19 protein-coding genes, 1 tRNA gene and 1 pseudogene are annotated in these 21,390 nt (G+C 38.1%); 12 read left to right on the top strand and 9 right to left on the bottom strand.

Annotated elements, in window-relative coordinates:
• Window positions 1-225: 225 nt before the first annotated feature.
• The 3 genes from V5M36_RS04360 to greB form a co-directional block, all read right to left on the bottom strand.
• On the bottom strand, window positions 226-1,668 hold the full coding sequence (locus V5M36_RS04360; protein ID WP_338562393.1) for an alpha,alpha-trehalose-phosphate synthase (UDP-forming): 1,443 nt from the start codon (window positions 1,666-1,668) through the stop codon (window positions 226-228).
• Window positions 1,661-2,479: a trehalose-phosphatase gene (gene otsB / locus V5M36_RS04365; protein ID WP_338562395.1), complete on the bottom strand. Its 819-nt coding sequence runs from the start codon at window positions 2,477-2,479 to the stop codon at window positions 1,661-1,663. Before otsB ends, V5M36_RS04360 begins: the two co-directional genes overlap by 8 nt.
• A 791-nt stretch (window positions 2,480-3,270) precedes the next feature.
• Window positions 3,271-3,750 (bottom strand): transcription elongation factor GreB, encoded by a 480-nt coding sequence (greB, locus tag V5M36_RS04370; protein ID WP_338562397.1) that lies wholly within the window; start codon window positions 3,748-3,750, stop codon window positions 3,271-3,273.
• Between the two features lie 410 nt (window positions 3,751-4,160).
• On the opposite strand from greB, the gene V5M36_RS04375 reads away from it, so the two are divergent.
• The 11 genes from V5M36_RS04375 (at window position 4,161) to V5M36_RS04425 (ending at window position 13,515) form a co-directional block, all read left to right on the top strand.
• Window positions 4,161-4,250 (top strand) — tRNA-Ser (locus V5M36_RS04375).
• Between the two features lie 978 nt (window positions 4,251-5,228).
• Window positions 5,229-6,113 (top strand): SphA family protein, encoded by an 885-nt coding sequence (locus V5M36_RS04380; protein WP_338562399.1) that lies wholly within the window; start codon window positions 5,229-5,231, stop codon window positions 6,111-6,113.
• Between the two features lie 30 nt (window positions 6,114-6,143).
• Complete coding sequence (locus tag V5M36_RS04385; RefSeq protein WP_338562402.1) at window positions 6,144-7,478, top strand: acetamidase/formamidase family protein; 1,335 nt, start codon at window positions 6,144-6,146, stop codon at window positions 7,476-7,478.
• Window positions 7,479-7,538: 60 nt separating this feature from the next.
• Window positions 7,539-8,741, top strand: a complete 1,203-nt coding sequence (locus tag V5M36_RS04390; protein WP_338562404.1) for an aromatic ring-hydroxylating oxygenase subunit alpha — start codon at window positions 7,539-7,541, stop codon at window positions 8,739-8,741.
• 11 nt (window positions 8,742-8,752) lie between these two features.
• Entirely contained in the window at window positions 8,753-9,106 is a 354-nt protein-coding gene (locus tag V5M36_RS04395; protein ID WP_338562406.1) for a hypothetical protein, read from the top strand.
• A gap of 12 nt (window positions 9,107-9,118) precedes the next feature.
• Window positions 9,119-9,592, top strand: a complete 474-nt coding sequence (locus V5M36_RS04400) for a nuclear transport factor 2 family protein (RefSeq protein ID WP_338562408.1) — start codon at window positions 9,119-9,121, stop codon at window positions 9,590-9,592.
• A gap of 45 nt (window positions 9,593-9,637) precedes the next feature.
• Window positions 9,638-10,909 (top strand): styrene monooxygenase/indole monooxygenase family protein, encoded by a 1,272-nt coding sequence (locus V5M36_RS04405; protein WP_338562410.1) that lies wholly within the window; start codon window positions 9,638-9,640, stop codon window positions 10,907-10,909.
• Window positions 10,896-11,420 (top strand): flavin reductase family protein, encoded by a 525-nt coding sequence (locus tag V5M36_RS04410; protein WP_338562412.1) that lies wholly within the window; start codon window positions 10,896-10,898, stop codon window positions 11,418-11,420. The genes V5M36_RS04405 and V5M36_RS04410 overlap by 14 nt, the downstream gene beginning before the upstream one ends.
• On the top strand, window positions 11,417-12,187 hold the full coding sequence (locus V5M36_RS04415; RefSeq protein ID WP_338562414.1) for an SDR family oxidoreductase: 771 nt from the start codon (window positions 11,417-11,419) through the stop codon (window positions 12,185-12,187). Before V5M36_RS04410 ends, V5M36_RS04415 begins: the two co-directional genes overlap by 4 nt.
• Window positions 12,184-12,516, top strand: coding sequence for a non-heme iron oxygenase ferredoxin subunit (locus V5M36_RS04420; protein WP_338562417.1), 333 nt, complete (start codon window positions 12,184-12,186; stop codon window positions 12,514-12,516). The genes V5M36_RS04415 and V5M36_RS04420 overlap by 4 nt, the downstream gene beginning before the upstream one ends.
• A 6-nt stretch (window positions 12,517-12,522) precedes the next feature.
• Window positions 12,523-13,515 (top strand): 2Fe-2S iron-sulfur cluster binding domain-containing protein, encoded by a 993-nt coding sequence (locus tag V5M36_RS04425; RefSeq protein WP_338562419.1) that lies wholly within the window; start codon window positions 12,523-12,525, stop codon window positions 13,513-13,515.
• A gap of 34 nt (window positions 13,516-13,549) precedes the next feature.
• Here V5M36_RS04425 and V5M36_RS04430 read toward each other — a convergent pair whose 3' ends face one another.
• The 3 genes and pseudogenes from V5M36_RS04430 to V5M36_RS04440 all read right to left on the bottom strand — a co-directional run bounded on the left by V5M36_RS04430 (window position 13,550) and on the right by V5M36_RS04440 (window position 16,729).
• Window positions 13,550-14,197 (bottom strand): response regulator transcription factor, encoded by a 648-nt coding sequence (locus V5M36_RS04430; RefSeq protein ID WP_338562421.1) that lies wholly within the window; start codon window positions 14,195-14,197, stop codon window positions 13,550-13,552.
• Window positions 14,188-15,669, bottom strand: a complete 1,482-nt coding sequence (locus tag V5M36_RS04435) for a PAS domain S-box protein (RefSeq protein ID WP_338562423.1) — start codon at window positions 15,667-15,669, stop codon at window positions 14,188-14,190. Before V5M36_RS04435 ends, V5M36_RS04430 begins: the two co-directional genes overlap by 10 nt.
• A 416-nt stretch (window positions 15,670-16,085) precedes the next feature.
• Window positions 16,086-16,729 (bottom strand): annotated as a pseudogene (locus tag V5M36_RS04440) (transposase).
• Between the two features lie 646 nt (window positions 16,730-17,375).
• On the opposite strand from V5M36_RS04440, the gene V5M36_RS04445 reads away from it, so the two are divergent.
• Window positions 17,376-17,747 carry a hypothetical protein gene (locus V5M36_RS04445; protein WP_338562425.1) on the top strand — a complete coding sequence of 124 codons (372 nt, stop codon included), beginning with the start codon at window positions 17,376-17,378 and terminating at the stop codon, window positions 17,745-17,747.
• A 208-nt stretch (window positions 17,748-17,955) separates the two neighbouring features.
• Here the strand turns inward: V5M36_RS04445 and V5M36_RS04450 are convergent, their stop codons facing one another.
• The 3 genes from V5M36_RS04450 to V5M36_RS04460 all read right to left on the bottom strand — a co-directional run bounded on the left by V5M36_RS04450 (window position 17,956) and on the right by V5M36_RS04460 (window position 21,267).
• The gene (locus tag V5M36_RS04450) at window positions 17,956-18,903 is read right to left on the bottom strand and encodes an IS30 family transposase (RefSeq protein WP_338562427.1); all 948 of its coding nucleotides are present in this window, start codon (window positions 18,901-18,903) and stop codon (window positions 17,956-17,958) included.
• Between the two features lie 247 nt (window positions 18,904-19,150).
• A complete protein-coding gene (locus tag V5M36_RS04455) occupies window positions 19,151-19,840 on the bottom strand; it encodes a pirin family protein (RefSeq protein WP_338562429.1) in 690 nt (229 codons plus the stop codon).
• 188 nt (window positions 19,841-20,028) lie between these two features.
• A complete protein-coding gene (locus V5M36_RS04460) occupies window positions 20,029-21,267 on the bottom strand; it encodes a L,D-transpeptidase family protein (RefSeq protein WP_338562431.1) in 1,239 nt (412 codons plus the stop codon).
• Window positions 21,268-21,390: the final 123 nt, after the last annotated feature.

Here is a 21,390-nt window from a genome sequence, read left to right on the forward strand (position 1 = left end):
GAACATCGGACGTTTAAGTAAAATAAGTGTCAATCGATTTCAGGGCTAGACATGATTCTGATTAGACTTATTTCATGAGTAATTTTTCATACAATAAAATGACAATGAATATTCTCTCATCCTCATTTTTCCTAGAGGAAGAAGGCATTTTCAGATACCAATCTAATACCGCTCAATCATAATTTCTGATTTTTAAAAATAATGATTGAATCGCTCATATAAGCATTATAAATACGCTTTAATGTTTGACGGAACTTTACGGGATAAAATCGATAAGGCATTTTCAATCGGGGTTGCTTGATCTTTTAAATCCTGTAAAAAGGCATCACGCCAATCAAAAATATCAAAATCATTGATTCCTTTAATTAATTGTTGATAGCGTTCCAGACGTTCAACTTTACTCATACTGACTGCTTGTTCTAATGCTTTCACCATCGCTTGGCGATCTTCGGGATCTACAAGAATAGCTTCAGCCATTTGTTCAGCTGAACCCGCATATTTAGATAAAATTAATACACCAGGATTATTGGCATCCTGTGCAGCAATATATTCTTTTGCAACAAGATTCATTCCATCTCGTAATGAACTCACCCAACAAATATCTGCAAAGCGATACAATTGCATCAATGCATCATGATCGACTGTGCCGTGAGTAAAGTTAATGGGTTGCCATTTATTTTGCGAATATTCCTGATTAATCTGATTCATTTTATGGTTAAGATCTTCATAAAGCGCTTCATAAACAGGTATTTCCATACGACAAGGACAAGCGACTTGGAGTTCAGTGATTTGCTGGTGCATTTCAGGATGTCTCTCAAGAAATGTATTAAAGGCATTAAAGCGCTCGATTAAACCTTTAGAGTAATCAATACGATCTACACCAATAATCGTCTTCACATCTTGATAATCTTCTGCATCAAAGAAAGCGGGGATATCAGCCTGAGCTGACTTTGAGCTGTTTTGTATGGTTTGTGGATTTACCCCAATTGGATAACATTTAATACGTGTTAAATGATGATTTCGAACAATAATCTCAGCATCTAATGCTAAGGCTTCTACATAATGTTTGATGACTTCCTTACAAAGGCTTTGATCTCGCTCTGTCTGTAAACCAATCACGTCATAGTCACATAAATGACCCAGCAATAATTCTGATTGTTCTATTTTTTTCCAAATATTTAATGGCGCAAAGGGGATATGTAAAAAGAAACCGATTCTATTTTTCATTCCCAGTTGACGACAATGATGCGCGACACTGAAAAAATGATAATCATGTATCCAGATGACATCATCTGGGCTAGCAATTTCAGCAAGTTTTTGGGCAAACAGAATATTCACTTCCTGATAAATCTGATAATCATAGGGTTGCACTTGAATTAAATCATCACGATCATGCATGGCTGGCCAAAGGACACTATTGGAATATCCACTATAGAAATGCTGATACTGTGATTCTTTCAAAGGCGTTGTCATGTAGTGAACATGCGCATTAGATTGCACGCTAAATTTATTGTCTTCATGGTCAGAGATTTTTTCACCATTCCATCCTAACCAAACTCCTCCCAACGTATCTAGAGCATCATTGAGTGCCACAGCGAGACCACCAGCAGCATGCGTATCTGGATTGGGCAGACTAACGCGATTGGATAAAACAATTAATTTAGACATTATGTTTCTCCATAGGCTGATTGATATTGTTGTTTGTATTTTTAAAAGTGATGAACAGATCTGCTAAAAATTGAATAACTGCATTGACATTTGCAAGGCGATATTTTGCGTGTGTTTCACCTTCACCGACTTTGATACTGATACCATTTCTTTGATTGACGCTTATAAATCCAGATTCATCAGTAATATCATCTCCGATAAAAAGAGGTCGATAATGATCTAACTGGTAATGTTTAATCAGTTTTTGAATGGCAATACCTTTGTCAGCCTCAATGGGGACAAGCTCCCAGACAAATTTTCCTTCCGATAACTTCATAAAATGATATTTTTGAAGCAGATTAAGCATGATCGTTTTTGAAATTTCTCGGAGATTCGGATGACTTCGGTAATGCAGCGCTATTGAATGCGATTTATGCTCAATGAGCAGTTCGGGATACCCTGAACAAAAGTTTTCTAAATCATGTTTTAAGTTTTTAAATTCTGGGTGTGGCGAATACGCTTGAATGGTGTGTTTGGAATCACTCGAAATCTCTAGACCATGCGTACTCGCAATTGGTAATTCAACGGGATTAAATAACTGGTAAGCAGTAGAAGCAGAACGGCCTGTTACCGCAAAGATGGGTATATCAAGATCTATAAATTTTTGAACAATAAACAAAGCGTCTTCTGAAATATAGCTTTTATCAGGATCAATTGAGAACTCTGAAAGCGTACCGTCGACGTCTAAAAAAATGCAGTGAGGAGATGAAGTCTGTTGAATATCGGATAATAATTTTTCATTATTTTGATTTATTCTTGGCGTCGAATACATTCAATAAATCCCCCTTTTTATGATCGTACGATTAAAATACGCTATTTAAATGAGAAATTTATTCTTAAATAATTTAGACATACAAATCTTTAATAGAAGTAACAAAAATAATATTTTGAAATATTTTCAATAAAACAATAAATTACTTAAATAAATATCATTATTAAGAATTAATAAACCTAATTTTATTTATGATTTTGAATTATATTGATTTTATTTGGTTTTTTTAAAGTGACTTATTATTTATTATGAAGGTCAAATATTCGGATAGAAATGTATTTTGTTACATAAACTCATTTTTAATAATTTAATCAATATTAGAATGATCATATGAATAAGCTTATATTGATGAAGAAAATACAACTGGCTAATCTAGTTTTAATTTGCAATAAGCTTTAAATTGACTATATAAATCCACTTTAAAGATAAATTCAAAATTTCTCTATTACAATCCGTGACTCTGAAGCTTTAGGTTTCTTTCATAAGTAATTTTTTACAGAATAAAATCACAATCAGTATTCCCTTATCCTAATCTTCTTCCAGAGGAAGTGGGAATGTTTAGAAATCAAATTCTTGCTGCCCAATGATTTTTTGTTTGATGAAAGAGACTAATAAATTGATTTATAAAAAAGAATAATAGACTTAGTTTTGTAAAAACAGTCTATTGATTTAGCATTTCAACTAAAAGAAATGAACTATCTTAAAGTAACTATAATAAGCAATAGATAAAAGCAATTAGTGTAAATAAGCTTGAACAGCGTTAAAGTTTCATTGCATTTAGAGATGAATGATTAAGAATCTTTTTGATAAAAAATTTCACTGATATACCAAGTTTTTTTCCCTGTAGGGGTATGCACTTGAATTTCATCATCTACAGATTTTCCTAGACAAGCCTTTGCTATCGGTGATTGGAGTGAAATATACTCCTTTCGACCGTAAATTTCCTCATCGCCCACAATACGAAATTTAATCGTTTCATTGTCATCATTTTCTAAAGTGACCCAAGCACCAAAAAAAGCTTTGCCATCTTGTTCGGGGCTATACTCAATTTTTTGAGCAACTTCAAAAAGCTTCATCAAAAACCTGATTCTACGATCAAGCTCACGTAATTTTCTTTTATTATAATGGTAATCAGCATTTTCAGATCTATCGCCGAGACTTGCAGCCCACGATACAATTTTAGTGATTTCTGGTCGTTCTTTACGAACGATGTCATTCAATTCATCTTGTAAACGTTGATAACCCTCTGCAGTCAATAATTTTCGGTTCATAACCAATTTTTAAAGCCTCATATCTCGTGTTATATGTTTAATAAAGAATTGCTATTCCACATAAATCTTAAATCTATGGAACTGCATGTTAAACAAAATACGTCTTACATTAAAGTGGTTAAACGCATTGCATGTTGGATATAAAGAAAAACTTCCATTATCTATTTTATTGAGTAAATAGTGAGTTGAATAGGGGTTTTAGTGGCGATTTTAGCCAACAAAAGCGTTTCTCAGCTACTAATACATTCAGTTAAAATGGCTTTAAGAATTTTAACCATAATTTAAAAAATTTATTAAACTTTAAAACACATGGAATTTGTGCCGAATCGTTTTAAATTTGAACATGCAAGCTAAGTTTTTGTGAAAAGTATTTGCCAAGTTCAGTTTTTATTTATATGATAGCCGCCATTGGAAGCGTGGCAGAGCGGTTTAATGCACCGGTCTTGAAAACCGACGAGGGTTTACCCCCTCCGTGAGTTCGAATCTCACCGCTTCCGCCAAATTCAAAAAACCCTGATCATTGATCAGGGTTTTTTTTCGACACTTTTGTCTATAACTTATCCCACATAAAAATTGGATTCTATAAAACTATTCCAGTCGCAGTAAGAATATAATGTTGGAAGGTAGTATTATAAAAAGTTATTAAAAAACTATATTTATCATTCAATTTTTTCGCAAAACTATTGGGATGTGAGTTTAAATTAATCTGGAGCTTTTTATAAGGCCCTCTAACTTTTGTCCTAATGGCATACAGGACATCGAGCAGTTGATTCTTTAGCTTCCTAAGCCCTAATTAATTTCGAGAACCAAAAGTTGGTATAACTGAACCTTTTACTTTTTATACGTTCTTCAATTAGGCTTTGTTGGATATACCTATGATTAAAGTCTTGTCTAATAATAAAATTTCCTAACGCATAAGCCTGCAAATAAAAAATATTGTATAACTCATTGGTCTACCTGTAATCAAGCATTGGTCAATAGGTAAGAGCATATACACCATGATTAATGAGTTGGCATACAATAACTCAATAACTCAATAACTCAATAACTCAATAACTCAATAACTCAATAACTCAATAACTCAATAACTCAATAACTCAATAACTCAATAACTCAATAACTCAATAACTTAATAACTCAATAACTCAATAACTCAATAACTCAATAACTCAATAACTCAATAACTCAATAACTCAATAACTCAATAACTCAATAACTTAATAACTCAATAACTTAATAACTCAATAACTTAATAGGTATATCTACCTATATCAATAGGCATTTTTATATGCTGATACCAGTACTTCTTATTATCGTATTAAGAAAGTTTAAGTATGAGTACTTAACTTCTGCCTAATCAGAACACTGATTCATCCTTATATTTCACAGGCATATTCTCAGACTAGATTAAGTCATGTACTTAGTGGGAGTTGAAGCTTCTATTAAGGGAGACTTAACGTTCTAAGGAATTGCTGTAAATGATAGCTAAACATCTAAAATCAATAGCATTAGCCACAAGTCTTTTGGGCTGTACGCCACTTCTAATTGCAGCTGAAAATGGGGGGAGTGCATATCCTGATGGTACGGATAGCTTTCTAGGGGGCGCAATGCCACCTCCAGGTACCTATTTGGTGAATTATAACCAGTTCTATTCAGCAGATAAATTTAAGAATAATCATCCTGTATTTGATGACTTCAAACTCGATACCTTCGCAACTGTTGCACGCGGTATTTATGTCAGTGATAAGACCTTTCTTGGCGCAACATGGGGCATGCATGCCTTTCTGATCTATGCAAATGCCGATATCACTTTAGGTGGAGGGCAGGATGAAAAAATGGCTTTAGGGGATATCATTATCGACCCATTTCTATTGGGTTGGCATCAAGGAGACTGGCATGTCTCTACCGGGGTAGATTTTTATATTCCAGTCGGTTCTTACAACAAAAATAAACTTGCCAATATTGGTCGTAACTACTACACCATTCAACCTATTGTCGCAGCCACGTATCTCAACAAGCAAGGTATCGAAGTCACCACTAAATGGATGTACGACATTAACTTTGAAAATAAAGATACCCAATACGAATCAGGCAATGCCTTACATGTAGATTACATCATCGCAAAGCACATGGGACCACTTGCAGTCGGTCTTGGTGGATACGTTTATCGACAATTGGAAGGCGATTCGGGAGAGGGTGCAATTCTCGGTGACTTTAAAGCCAAAGCTGCAAGTATTGGACCACAGGTGCGCTACCAATTTGCTCAAGGCATATCGGTTGCTGCCAAATACCAAAAAGAATTTGAAGTTGAAAATCGACCCGAGGGTCAAAAGTTTGCACTCGATATCACTATTCCATTTTAAGACCAACATATTGCAGTAGGGGGAGAAATTATGAAAATTGAAAATAAAGATTATACCGCTGGTCGAAAAAATGCAGTTGATTATCTTATTGTTAATGAATACTCAGGCGGTATTGTCGGGCCAAGCCAGCGTATGCTGGGTCCACTTAAAAATGGTGGAACACTGAAAACAGGTACTCCGCCAGGTTGTTGGGGTCCAATGATTACTCCAGCATTTCAAGGTGGTCATGAAGTTACATTACCAGTATTTATTGAAGGGGCTGAAGTAGGTGATGCCGTTGCACTAAAAATTAAAGCAATGCATGTCACCTCTAAAGCAACATCTTCTGGCGTCATGAGCTTTGTCGAAGGTCGTTATCATGGTGATCCATTTGTGGCGAAATATTGCAGCGCATGCGGTACAGAACAACCTGCCAGTTATGTCGAAGGCATAGGCGAAGATGCCATTCGTTGCAAAAACTGTGATGCAGAAGTCAGCGCATTTGAGTTTTCACATGGTTATGTCATTGTTTTAGATGAAGAGAATAAAGTCAGTTTAACGGTGAATCAAAAAATTGCTGACAAATTGGCGGGTAATGCCAATGAATTATCAGCACTGCCTGAACATGCAGCACAACACTCAATTTTGTCACTTGCACGTGCAGATATGCCAGGGGTTGCAGCGCATATGCGCCCATTCCTCGGCAATATTGGTACCACCCCATCACGTGACTTGCCAGATTCACACAACTGTCATGATTTTGGACAGTATCTGATTAATGCACCACACAAATTTGGTATGACCGAAGAAGAATTGCTTGCAGCAAAAACCGACGGACATATGGACACCAACTCGATTCGTCCTGGATGTATCTTAATTTGTCCAGTCAAAGTGCCAGGTGCAGGTGTGTACATGGGCGATATGCATGCACAGCAAGGCAATGGCGAAATTGCAGGTCATGCAACAGATGTATCAGGTGAAACTGAGCTTCAGGTTGAAGTCATTAAAGGCTTAACTATTGATGGTCCAATTTTGCTTCAAGCGCTTGATGATTTACCACCAATGGCACGTCCATTTAATAAAGATGAAAAAGCCAAAGTCAAAGCACTCGGTGAGCGTTGGGGCCAAATAGACATTGAAGAAAGTGGTCCAATTACCTTTATGGGTACAGGTAAAAACTTGAATGATGCCACTGACAATGCCTTAAACCGTGCTGCGAAAATCACAGGTTTAAGTGTGGATGAAGTCATGAATCGCTGCACCATTACAGGTTCAATTGAAATTAGCCGTCTGCCAGGCATGGTACGCGCAACTTTCCTTTGCCCAATGCCAATTCTTGAAAAACTCGGTATCGCTGACTTAGTACGCGAACACTATCAACTGTAATGGATGTCGCCGTGGTGTTGCCACGGCATCTTTAAACTCTTAAATGAAAAGGAATCTCAAATGAACAGTGAAGCTAAATTACGTTGGGGCGATTTATACCCTGAACTTGGCATTGAGCCAATCCCAACTGAACCTTGTATTTCTCCAGAAATTTATCAAGAAGAAATTGATAAGGTCTTTTCTAAAGTATGGCTCAAAGTGGGTCGTGTCGAAGAAATTCCAAAGAAAGGCGACTATAAAGTTAAGCGTATTGATTTTGCAAAAACATCTGTGATTTTAATGCACGGCAAAGATGGACAAATTCGTGGTTTTCACAATATTTGTTCACACCGTGGCAACAAAGTCGTGGTTGAAACTGACAATGAAACTTTCGGTTCAAATAAGGCAGCAGTCGTAACTTGTCGTTTCCATGGCTGGGTTTACGATGCTAAAGGTGATTTAGTCAATGTGCCTGAAGAAGAGAAGTTCACGTCGTGTTTCGACAAAGGTCATAACGGTTTAGCACCGGTACGTACTGAAGTTTGGGAAGGTTTTATCTTCATTAATTTAGACAATGAAGGTACGCAAAACGTTGAAGAATTCTTGGGCGGTATGGGCACACATTTGGGTGGTTATCCATTCCATGAAATGGAAGAATGCTTTGCTTATAACACGCTACTCAACTGTAACTGGAAAGTAGCACATGATGCCTTTGCTGAGGCTTATCACGTCGCAACCATTCATGCAGGATCATTCCCGAATGTATTTGCTTCAGGTTTACAGGAAGTTCAATTGTTTGGTGATCACCGTACTTGTGCAGTGTGTTTAACCAAAAATGCAAATCCTAAACCTGCGGCGGCACTTTCCGGAGAAATTACCGGAGCATCACTGGTCAATCATTATGAACGTACGCAACTCCCGAGTTCAGTGAATCCCAATGATCGTGATGATTTTTCATTCGAGTTGTCTGTGATCTTCCCGAATATTTTGGTTCATGTAACTGAAGGCGTGTGGTTTACCCATCAATTCTGGCCAGTGAGTCACAATCAAACCCGTTGGGAAGGTCGTTACTACCTGCCGAAAGCAAAAAAATATTCTGAACGTTGGGCACAAGAGTTTGCACAAGTTTTACAACGCAATGCATGGCTTGAAGACACTGCAACGATGGAAGATACCCAACAAGCACTTGAATCTAAAGCGAAAAAAGTGATGCATCTACAAGATGAAGAAATCCTGATTCATCATGGCTACCATGTTCTTGAACAATATCTCAACCGCGCATAAGGAGAATTCGCATGACACAACTTATTTCACAACTACCTGCTGATTTTGCTGTTCTTGAAGGTTTTGTCGCTAAATGGGCTTTAGGTACTTCAAAACGACGCCACCAGCAAAGATTGCAATCGACTTCAGTTGAACTACAAGCTTTCTACGATGCAATTCTACCTGAGATGCGCAAATTATTGGCTGCACTCGATGAATATGAATTGGGTACTTTGCCCGAAGAATTGCACAAGTTGTATTGGCTGAGCCTAAGTTTCGCAGAAGTTGCACCACATATAGAACTGTACAAAGGATCAGTGGGTGTGCCGTATGCCTTCGAAGAAAAGCGCTTTATCTATGAAACAGGTGATGTGGTAAACGTTTAAAAGGACTTGAATATGAGCCAACATAATCTGGAAGCTCGGTTGCATTATCTAGAAAGCTGTGAAGCGATTCGGAGTCTTATTGGGCAGTACGCCACAGCGGCTGATCAACGCAATAATCCTCAAATATTACAACATTTGTTTCATGACGACGCAGTTTGGACTGCCAGTGGTTTTGGTGAATATCAGGGTCGTCAAAATATTCTAGATGCCTTGTCGAGCATTGCTGAAGAACAGATTTTATGGAGTCTGCACATTATGGCAATGCCTGATATACAGATCATTGATGAATTCAATGCAACCTCTAGTTGGATGCTTTGGGAAGTGTGTCACTACGCACAAGCGACAGCTGAAAAAAATCAGCCAGCATCAATGAGTTGTTTAGGTGGTTTTTATCATTCCATCATTCGCCGAGAAGAAGACGAGATTTGGAAGTTTGAGCGTGTTGAACTCAACCTAACATTTAACCAACCATTTCCAACGGTGTAAATACAAGGTCTGCAGTAATAACAGCATTAAACAGGAATTTATAAAATGAGAAAAATCGCAATTATTGGTGGTGGGCAAGCGGGCTTATTACTGGCATTTTCATTACTCGAAAACAAATATGATGTGACTTTATATGTAGACCGTCCTGCAGATGAACTTTTACATGGACGTATGGTCAGTACCACTATGTTTTTCGCCAATACTTTAGAGGTAGAGCGTAAATTAGGCCTGAACTTCTGGGAGGGCAAAGCTCATCATGGTCAAGCGATTCATGTGGACTTCCGTGCGCCAGATGGCAGCGTTGCATTACCCTTAACTGGTTTTTTACATGAAAATAAAGGTGTCGCGATGGATCAGCGGACCAAATATCACCGTTGGTTAGAAGAATATCCACGTCGTGGTGGCAATTTGGTGATTCAAAATGTCAGCCCTGAAGATTTAGAAATCATCTCTGCAAAAAATGACTTAACCATCTTGGCGGCAGGTAAGGGCAATATCACCAGCCTGTTTAAACGCAATGAATTTCGTTCAGTTCATCAAACTCCACCACGTAAATTGGCTGCAGCACTTGTTGTCGGGGATGATCTTTGCGGTCCAGACAGCTGGCAAGGTCAGCCTTCGCAAACCCTCCACTTTAACTTCGTGGCGGGTGCAGGCGAATACTTCAGTATGCCTTTTTACAGTCATACCCATGGCGCTTGTCGTAGCTTCTTGTTTGAATGTGTACCGCATGGTCCGATGGATATGTTTGATGATGTCACCAATGGCGAAGAAATGTTGCAGCGCATGAAAGAGGCGGTTGCCAAACTGACGCCTGATCAAAGTTTCCGTATGGTCGACAACCTTGAACTCAGTGATCCAAATGCATGGCTGAAAGGCGCATTTCGTCCAGAAGTCCGTTATCCAGTTGCACAGCTCGAAAGTGGCGCAGTCATTTGGGGAATCGGCGATACAGTCATGGTGAATGATCCTATCGCAGGTCAGGGTGCAAATAATGCAACACGAATGGTTGAACATTATTTACAAGCAATTCTTGCGCATGGTGATGAAGAGTTTACTGCTGAATGGATGACCCAAGTTTTCGACGAGTTCTGGGAATATTCAGGTCTCTATACAACTGAATTTACGAATCTGCTACTTAATCCACCTGGTGAAAGTTTATTACAAGTTTTAGGTGCTGCGTCACAAAATCAAGCTATTGCCGATGATTTCATGGGGCATTTCAATCATCCGCGGGGGTTCTGGCCAGCGGTCGATGGCGCTGAAGGCGCAAAAGAATATCTTTCACGGAAGGAGTTCCAAGATGCAGCTGCCTGAAGTGTTATGGCAGGATGTTGATCTTGCGGAAGCGAAATCGCTTCGGCAGGCTTTTGGGGGCTTTGCCACAGGAGTCGCAATTGTCACTTGCCTTGATGAACATCAACAACCTGTAGGACTCACGATTAACTCGTTTAGTTCAGTTTCTTTAGATCCAGCACTCGTGCTGTGGAGTTTAGTCAATCACTCACCTAGTCGTGAAATATTTGAAACTGCTGAATATTTTGCGATCAATATTTTAGGTGCAGATCAGCAGGACATTGGCTTGAACTTCGCCAAGCCAATTGCAGATAAATTTCAGCATGGTGTTTGGAATATTGAATACACTCAAGCACCTTTGCTCGAAGGCTGTGTAGTGCAATTTGTTTGCAAAAATGAAAAGCAGATTGAAGCGGGAGATCATCAAATTTTCCTTGGTAAGATTGAGCAGTGTCGTCACAGCAATAAGCGACCATTACTGTTCTGTAAAGGACAGTTCAACGAATGGCCACAGTATCAGGAGGTTTCATGACTGATCTAAACAATAAAGTAATCTTGGTCACTGGCGGCGCAACCCATATTGGTCAGGCAGTGGTTTCTGAACTGACTACTTTGGGTGCACAAGTCATAATTGCCGATATTAATGAAATATTGGGGCAACAAGTCGCGACCGCTACTAAAGCAACATATCAATATCTTGATTTAGCGAGTGATGACAGTATTCAAGCTTTGGTCAGTACACTGAAACAAATCGATATCTTAGTTAATTTGGCATGTCTATACGAGGATCATGGTTCACAGTCGACACGCACCGATTGGCAAAAAACTTTTAATGTCACGGTGTTTGGTCATGCAGCACTGGTACAAGCCTGCCGTCCATTGCTCAAAGCAAGTTCAGATGGTGCAGTCATCAATATCAGCAGTGTTAGTGCCCGTATCGCGCAAAAAGAGCGTTGGGTTTATCCAGCATCTAAAGCCACTTTGGAGCAATTGACTAAAAGTATGGCTTTGGACCTAGCAGTAGATCATATACGCGTGCATGCCTTGTCACTCGGTTGGACATGGTCTGTTCCAATGCAAATGATTTCAGGTGGTGATCGTCCAAAGACGGATCGTATTGCAGGTCGTTTCCATGTGGTTGGTCGTATTGCGGATGCTTCCGAGGTCGCACAAGCCTTAAGTCTGTTATGTAGTCCAAAAGCCAAATTACTCACCGGCAGTACGATTCATGCCGATGGCGGTTATCACACCCTGGGACCTGAAGCGACAGATTCACCGATTGAGGAGTTAAGCGCATGAATATTCAAATGACCAATATAGCCGAAAAGCTGCTATGCCTCACCTCGGATGTTGAACAAGGCGAAGGTTTACAGGTCATGATTGAGGGTTATCCGCCACTGGCTGTTTTTCACCTAGAAGATGGAGGATTTTACGTCACTGATGATACGTGTACCCATGGGGATGCTTCTTTAGCCGATGGTGAAATTGATGGCTGTGAAGTGGAATGTCCATTCCATGCTGGTGCATTCGATATTAAAACCGGCGAGCCGTGTGGTGCACCATGCAGTATTCCACTGAAAACCTACCAGTCCATTGTGCGCAATGGTCAGGTCTATTTGGTGGAGTAACGCCCTATGTATAAAATTCAAATTGAAGGACAAGGGCAATTTAACTGCGCATCCGATGACGTGTTACTCCGTGGCGGATTGCGTGAAGGTTTAGGCTTACCTTATGAATGCAATGCAGGCGGCTGTGGCACCTGTAAAATAGAAGTACTTTCTGGTGAGATTGAAAACCTGTGGGTAGATGCACCGAGCTTATCAGATCGTGATAAACGTAAGGGTCGTGTATTGGCATGCCAATGCCGCCCAAAATCTGACTGTGTGATCAAAGTTCGCTTAGATGAGCAATGTATACCGAAAATCTTGCCAAAACAGCAAGCAGTAACTTTGAAGCATGTAGCGCCAATTACCCATGATATTCTGGAAGTCCATTTACAGGCAGATACGCCTGCGCAGTTTATTCCGGGTCAATACGCTTTGATTTGGGTCAATCAGGAATTGCTGCGCGCCTATTCAATGTCCAATTTGCCCAATGACGAAGGGCTGTGGGTCTTTCAGATTCGACGTGTGCCTGATGGCAAGATGACCAACATTCTGTTTGATGAACAGGAACGTCAAAATGCAGTGATTCAAATTGATGGTCCTTATGGCTTAGCATATTTACAAGAGCAGCCACGTCCGATTATTTGCGTTGCAGGAGGATCAGGTCTGGCGCCTATGCTGGCGATTGCGCGTGGTGTCGCAGTCAATCCACATTTACAGCATCAAAAAGTCTGGTTCTTCCATGGTGGACGTGAACAACGCGATTTGCTGACAGAAGCACAAATGCGTGAGTGGACTGAGCTTGGTGCACGCCTGAACTATATCCCTGCAACTTCATCCGAGTTTATTGAGGGAATTCGTTCCGGTTTTATTCATGACGTGATTCATGATGTTATCGGTGCTCAACTGCTTGGACACGAAATTTACTGTGCGGGTCCACCACCGATGGTGAAATCTATTGAACAGATGGCACATCAAGCAGGAATTCCGCAGCAGCAAGTTCACTTCGATCGTTTTTTCTAAATTTTATCCTGTATTTAGCTGGCAAGTGATGGTTTTAAACCATCACTTGCAAAGTTTTATCTCGACACATCAAGACCATATTAACGATTTGCGCAATTGACTCGGTACCAAGTTTTTGTCGAATATGCATGCGATGAATCTCGACAGTTTTATGGCTAATATTCAGTATTTGAGCAATATGTTTACTCGACAAGCCATCTACCAACAAATTAATGATTTCATTCTCACGTGGAGACAGGGATTTCAATTTAGATTTTTGTAGTTCACGGTTTTCAGTGGCTATAAAATCAATTTCAGCCTGTTGTAAACAGGATTGGATTTGATTGAGCATATGCTGCGGGTTAAACGGCTTTTCCAAAAAATCGAACGCGCCCGCCTTCATGGCATTGACGGACATCGGAATATCGCCATGACCGGTCATAAAGATAATCGGTATACTGATCTTTTGCTGATTCAGTTGTTGCTGTAATTGTAAGCCGCTCATCCCTCGCATCCGCATATCAAGAATCAAACAGGCAGGCGTATGGGGACGCTGGTAGCTTAAAAACTCCGTTGCGCTGTTGAATGTTTTGGCCTCGAGTTGAACAGACTCCAAAAGCCAGGTTAAAGAATTACAAATGTCTTGGTCGTCATCAATGACATATACGATTGGTTCTGCGACATGCGGATTAGTCATATACATTTTGCACGCTCCTGTGCTGCCAAAGAAATATTGAAGATGGCGCCTGATTCGCCTTCACAAACCCATAAATAACCTTGATGGTTTTCGATGATGCTGCGAGACAAGGTTAATCCTATGCCCATACTGTCTGTTTTACTTGAATAAAATGATTCAAATAACTGTTCAGGATTTTGTCCTTGTAGTCCTGGACCATTATCAGCGATCGCAATTCTTGCGTGTTGATGGTGCTGCCAAGTACGGATAAAAATATCGCGCTGACCTTTCGGATTTTTTTGTAATGCATCGACAGCATTAAAGACCAGATTGATAATAACTTGACTGAATAATGTCTCATCAGCAGAAATAATTATTGGAGATACACCGAATTCATAATGAATGGTGCATCCGCCTTGATCTGCTTTGAGTTTAATGAGCGGATTTAAATCCTGAATCAGACGGTTCAATGAGTGGATTTTAAAGTTTGCTTCACCTTTTCTCAAGAAGCTACGCATACTGTGAATAATACCATTTACTCGATGGGTTTGATTTAACGCAGCATTCAGCGCATCAATGGTTTCCTTGGTATTCGCCAAACCGTTTTTGATACGAATAATACTTCCGCCGACATAATTATTTAATGCTGCCAAAGGTTGATTCAACTCATGTGCCAATGCAGTCGAAAGTTCACCCATGGTTTTACAGCGTGACATATGGCCCAGTTGTTTTTCTCGAGTCCGCGCTGTATTTTCAGCTTCGATACGTTCAGTAATATCTCGGTAATTAACTAAAATGCCTTGAATATCAGGATGGTCAAGTAGATTTCTGAAAGTTGCTTCATGATGGCACCACTTACCATTGTGGTGCAGGATTTTATAATGGATCGTTCCTACACCATCATCTGCTGGCTTTTTAAACAGTAGTTGTCTTACATCCATTCGATCATCGGGATGAATCACGCTTAAAACATTTTTATTGAGGACAAAACGGTCACGATAGCCCAAAATACGTTGAAGGGAAGGGCTGGCATAGAGCAATTTTCCTTGAGTATCTAAAATCGCAATGCCATCTCCTGAGTTTTCTAACAACATTTTAAAATATTGATCTTTAGATTGAAGCTGATACTGGTATTTCTTGATTTCACTGATGTTGCGGACGAGTGCTAGCATTTTTGGTTGCTGCTCGATCTCCACTATTTTCAGACACACCTCAACAGGGATATGAAGCAATTCTTGAGTCTGTATGAGCCACTCAAATGTGATGGCTTCATAACTAGCAGCTTGATGAACCTTTCTTAAGGCATGTTGAAAATCAAAACCATGACTATGCGCACTGATTTTTTCCACGCTCATCTGTTTTAATTCTAATTTGCTATAACCCGTCAAAGCCTCAGCTGCTTCATTGGCATCCATGAAATCGATACTATCAATGTCATGAACAAAAATCGCATCACCAGCTTTGTCAAAAATGGTTTGATAATAAGTAACACTTTTCATTCCCGGTCCTTACGTTAGATGGCGTCCTGCTCTATCTGGTAGAAGGCGTATTGCGTGTGATTTAAAAATTTCTAATTTTGTCTATTTTATTGAGTACAATTTATAGATTATTCAACTCGAGTAAAAGTCTCAATGCATAATCAAAAAAATTTAAGTCCAACAAAAAAAATTTAAACTTATAGGTATAAGCAAGAAGTATTCCATAACTTCTTGATTCGTATTTTAATTAGAATTCTACACTCTTTAAAGGTATTAAAACAATTGTAATAAAATAGATATGTAGGGCTGCTTTGTACGTATCTCTTCAGAAGAGATTATCTTAAAATATAATTAAAAAATGAATGAGCCCTTAAAATCTATTGCACAACCAATTTTTTCTCATACAGTCAAATTTTAAGTGGTTGTAGTAGATTAGGTTAAATTTCTATCCAGATTATTAGTGTTTTTAGCTGCTCTTCGAGCGAACCATTGTTAAATCTAAACTCACATTACTTTATAAATAAGGAAAATGTTTTTAGATCAAGGTCATTGTGCTTTCTTAAAACTCGTTTTGCTTGATTCAATAATTCTTCGAAAGCATTTATGTGATTTTTGTCTATACTAAACTGCTTTAAATGATTAATTTCTTATGGAATAAACCCGCAATATCTAATGTATTATAACTTCGAGAATAATCTGTATGGACCACACTATCATGTGCTACTTTTAAAGTAATAATAGAGATTAAGATAGAACTAATGGCTTTTAGAATAACTTTGATATAGACCTTTCCAGTGCTTTCGATAATACCAAATACAGCGACCTTGCCAACACATCACGATTACCCTTGCGTACATCACTAAAACAACTTTCGATTAATTCAACGGCACCCTCAAATACTTAGTGTGCTTCGAGCTCTAATTTGAAGGTGATTACCTCACATATTTTGCCATAAAACAGAGCTGCACTATTGGGCAGAATTCAATTAAATCATCAGCTGAATGAGCAGTCATTTCAAGTACAAAATACTTCAGCAAATTTATCTATATTTTTTAATTAATTTACAATAAATTATCTTCACTTTCGTAGACTAACGTAAAGCTAATTTACTACAGCCCCTAAATATTTTTAACCATTAATAGGCAGATATATTGAGGCAGATCCGATTGGATTTAAGGCGGGAGCAATTCTTTATAGTTTTGCTATTAATAATCTAAAAAATTTAATAGATGCTAAAGGATTGGATACAATATTTATGTATAGTCATTATGAAAAAGGATCAAGGAATGTATTTGGATATTTAGTAATCAATTTTTCAAATAAAGATATTATAGTATTGTTACAACTGAAGTTTTTGGTAATGATGCCTCTAAATATTTAAAGGATCAATTCTGATGAAGGAATGTAAGTGTTAATGTATTAAAAATTAAGAAAATCAGGAAAATAGAATAATAGAATAAATCACGAGTATTGAAGATGCTATTTACTCTTTAGTTTTTAACAATTGTGTGACTTCTACATGTTTGGCACTATAAAGCGCTGGACTTAAAGTTTATACAAGTATATCTGGCTTACCGAATGTATTCTTTTTGAGTCCAATTGTAAATACTAAATTTTTAAAAAAAACAACCTGATAATAAGACAGAATAACTTAAAAAAGATGCAGCTGTACCAAAATACATTTTCGATTTTGATCAGGATATTAACTTACTCAAAGGTGTTATGAAATGAAGAAGTTTTTAATATTAATAACAATATTAATGATGTTTGCATTTGTAAAATTTATATATGAATTTAATAAGGAAATTGATGTGAAAAAAGATTGGGTTGAAATACAAAATGTTATTTCAGATTATGAAAATCCTATTTGGGTAATTGTTAGAAATCCAAGAGGTCGATCATTAAAATTATTAGGTATTAAAACTAAATATATAGAAATACCATATATTTGGTTGATTTTAAATAGAGATGATGGACATAAACATATTAGAGTGGGCGTTGAGTTTTATATAAAGTGTAATGATGTTGATGAAATAATAGAGCATAATGAAGTAAATAATAATGTAAAATTATTTTTAAAAAATAAATGTTCGGTATGATATAAAATTTTTAAATAAATTTTAGATAATAAATATCTATCTTATTTTTAAAATGGGGGTTGGGATTTTATTTTTTAATTATTGATAAATATGAATTTTAAGTATAAGTGGTTTGATTTATGAATTTTTTTATATTACTTGAAATAATGATTTTTTTGGTTATTTTTGAAATTTAGCAGAAGTTATAGAACCTAATTTATTTAATACCTTAGATTATCGTTTGAAGTGCAACACCATGTTGTTGGCATAATACCTGACTCGGACTTTTAAAGCCGAGTCTTTTTCTTGGACGTTGATTCAAACGTTGAGTGATTTCTGAAATATACTCATCCGTGTAATGATTTAAATCACTACCTTTCCTTATGTATTGTCTGATTAATCCATTGGTGTTTTCATTTGTACCTCGTTGCCAAGCACTGTAGGGATCTGCGAAATACCAATCCAAATCAAGTTCTTGAGCAATATGCTCATGCAAACTGAACTCTTTGCCATTGTCTGCAGTTATTGTTTTCAATTGGTCTTTGATGGGGGTGAGTAGATTGATGGTCGCTCTGCTTATGTCTTCAGCCTTACGTGTATTGCACTTTGTTAGCCAAAGATAGCCTGTTCTTCGATCTACAATTGAAACTAAAGATTGTTGATGATTTTTACCTACGATCGTATCTATCTCCAAGTCACCAAAGCGAGTCCGTTGTTCAACCTCATGCGGTCTTTCATGAATGCTTTTACGATGAGTGAGCTGACCGCGGGTTTCAGGAGAACCATATTTTCTCTTTCTTTGATTTCTGAAACGTAGGTTGTGGAAAAGCACGCCACCATTTCTTTTATTCTGTTTTATAAACCTGTAAATAGAATGCAGACTGACTGCTACGTGAGAAGCAATTTGTTCAGGGCTCCATTGTAGGTTTAGGTAAGAAATGACAAGCGCCCAAATATGAGATGGGATTCTTTTAGGATTGGAGCGATGACGTTTTAAAGCGACTTTATGTGCATGTTTAGCGAAGTAACCATTTCTAGCTTTATTTCGGGTGATTTCTCTAGAGATCGTTGCTGGTGAACGATTTAAACGCCAAGCGATATAGCGTTTGGAAAAACCTTCACGTAACAGGGTATAAATCTGATATCGTTCTTCTTGAGTAAGATGAGTATAGTTCATGATGCAACTTTGACTTTGGTCGGTCGGAAGCAAAATGCTATCTCATCTTGCTTCTTTCCAATAATTTAATCTCTGTTGCACTTCATTTAAGAATCTAAGTAATTTAAATAATTAAAAACTACGGTTAAATCCTAAGATGAAGTATATAAATATGCATTGACCAATTATAGTGCAAATGCAAAAACCCTGATCATTGATCAGGGTTTTTTTATATCTAGCTTCTTTAAATAGAACCGATTTGATCAGACTAAGCAGGTAAATCAAACCAAATCACTTGTGCTTGGCTGAGGGCTTTAAGTTTTGATGACTCATCAAACATATAAGCATCGCCCGGTTTTACAATTTGACCTGCAATTTCAATTTCACCTTCAATCACATGCACATAATTGAATTTTTTGGTTAATTCAATTGGAAGCTCAAGACCTTCATGAATGACGGCTGTTTTTACTTCTGCATCTTGGCGTAAATGCATCTGCGCATTGGAATTTGGTCCCGCAATGACATGCCATTGGTTTGGAGCATCATGTGGATCAAGTTGGATCTGCTGATACGTAGGAAGGGCATTTTGCTCATTTGGAATAATCCAAATTTGTAATAAATGCACATCTTGATCATATTGATTGATTTCACTATGACGTACACCTGTGCCAGCACTCATCAACTGCCATTCACCCGCTTTAATGTCTCCCGCATTGCCCATACTGTCTTTATGTGAAATTGCACCTGAAAGCACACAGGTTAAGATCTCCATATTGTCATGGCCATGTGTACCAAAACCATTATGAGCGGCGATATGGTCATCATTAATCACTCGTAAAGGACCAAACCCCATTAGTTTAGGGTTATACCAGCTTCCAAATGAAAAACTATGACGGGTGTTTAACCAACCTGCTTCTACATGACCCCGATCTTCACTGCGGTGTAAAAAAGTATTCATTTCAGTACTCCAATTTTTTATCATTCAATGAGGCAAGTTTAAGATGCTTCGAGTTTGCGATAAAGCTCACAACAGAAACGTATTGTTTTATTCATGCAACGATGATGGGCCTTGAAATTCAACATTCATGCTGCACAAAAAAACCTGCTCGAAAGCAGGTTTTAAATTTGAGCAAGAAAGGTTTAGGACTATTCTAAAAATTTGACCGTAACGCCTGATTTCACTTTCTTTCCTAGATCATTAGCATCCCAGTTGGTTAGACGAATACAACCATGAGATGCTGTTTTCGAAATCAAAGATGGATTCGGTGTACCGTGAATACCAAATGACTTTTTGCTTAAACCAATCCAGATATTGCCGACTGGGCCGTTTGGACCCGGTGGTAATGAAAGGGGTTTGTTATTATTCCCTTGTACGAAATTACTTGGTGAATAGCTATACCAAGGATTTGGCGCGACGCCAGTTACTTTATAAGTTCCAGCAGGTGATGGTGTTTCCGAGCTACCAATAGTTGCAGGGAATGAGCCGACCATTTGATTTTGTTGATTAAACAAGTACAGCTGTTTTGCACCTTTGTGAGCCACAATCAAATGAATGTTTTCAGGCAATTCATTACGAATATTGGTCACTATAATTTTTTCACCCACTTTATTAAAGGTTGCATTTGGATTGAGTTTCTTCAAGAAACCTTCGTCAAGATGAAACTTTTCAGCGAGCATTTCCGAAGTGCGTGTGTAATACAAACCTTTCATTTTGGCTTGTAAAGCATAATCACTTGGGATTGATTTCGCATACGGACCTTTTAAGTCTTCAGCGCTGATGGTGTAGGTCACAAAAGCAGGTTTACCACCTTGTTTTGCAATTAACGCATCCCAAGTTTCTTGGGTCAAAATACCTGTAGCTTTCAATCCATTCATTTGTTGAAATGAAGCAATTGCTTTCAATGTATTTTTACCACTGGTGCCGTCAATTGCACCTGGAGAAGCATGAGCATTGTTCAGCATTACATGTGCGCGAGCATAGACCGGAAATTGACCTTTACCGATATTGTCGTACCATGAAGCATTATTCAAACCATCTAAAGTCCATGATGCTTTTGCAGCTGGAGAAGACGAAGTAGACGTCATTGCAGAAGAAGCAGGCGCACTGCCAATATCCGCAGTTTGATCTTCAGTATTTTCTAAATTTTGCAATGTGTCGGCAGCGCGATTTAAATCGTTTTGTTCTTGCTGCGTGATAACATCAGCTTCGACAGGTCGACTCTCAGCTGCAGACGCAGAAGAATCAACTGCAAGAGGATCAATCGGATCTTCAATAGCGGTTACTGGGCTCGGAGTTAACGGTTGTTCAGCAGTTGTATTAGCAGCGAATGCAGTACCAGTTAAAATGCAGCTTAAACTCAAAGCAAGTATTGAGCGAACGAACATGTAATTCAACCTTAAGAATTATTCATATTGATTTGTAGAAATTCATATTGATTTGTATAAACCAACGAAGTATTACAGAAAAAAGACCGTTGTGCAGTAGTTGTTTTGTTTTATTCCAGTTTT

Source organism: Acinetobacter sp. KS-LM10 (genome assembly GCF_036896575.1).
Taxonomy (GTDB): Bacteria; Pseudomonadota; Gammaproteobacteria; order Pseudomonadales; family Moraxellaceae; genus Acinetobacter; species Acinetobacter avistercoris.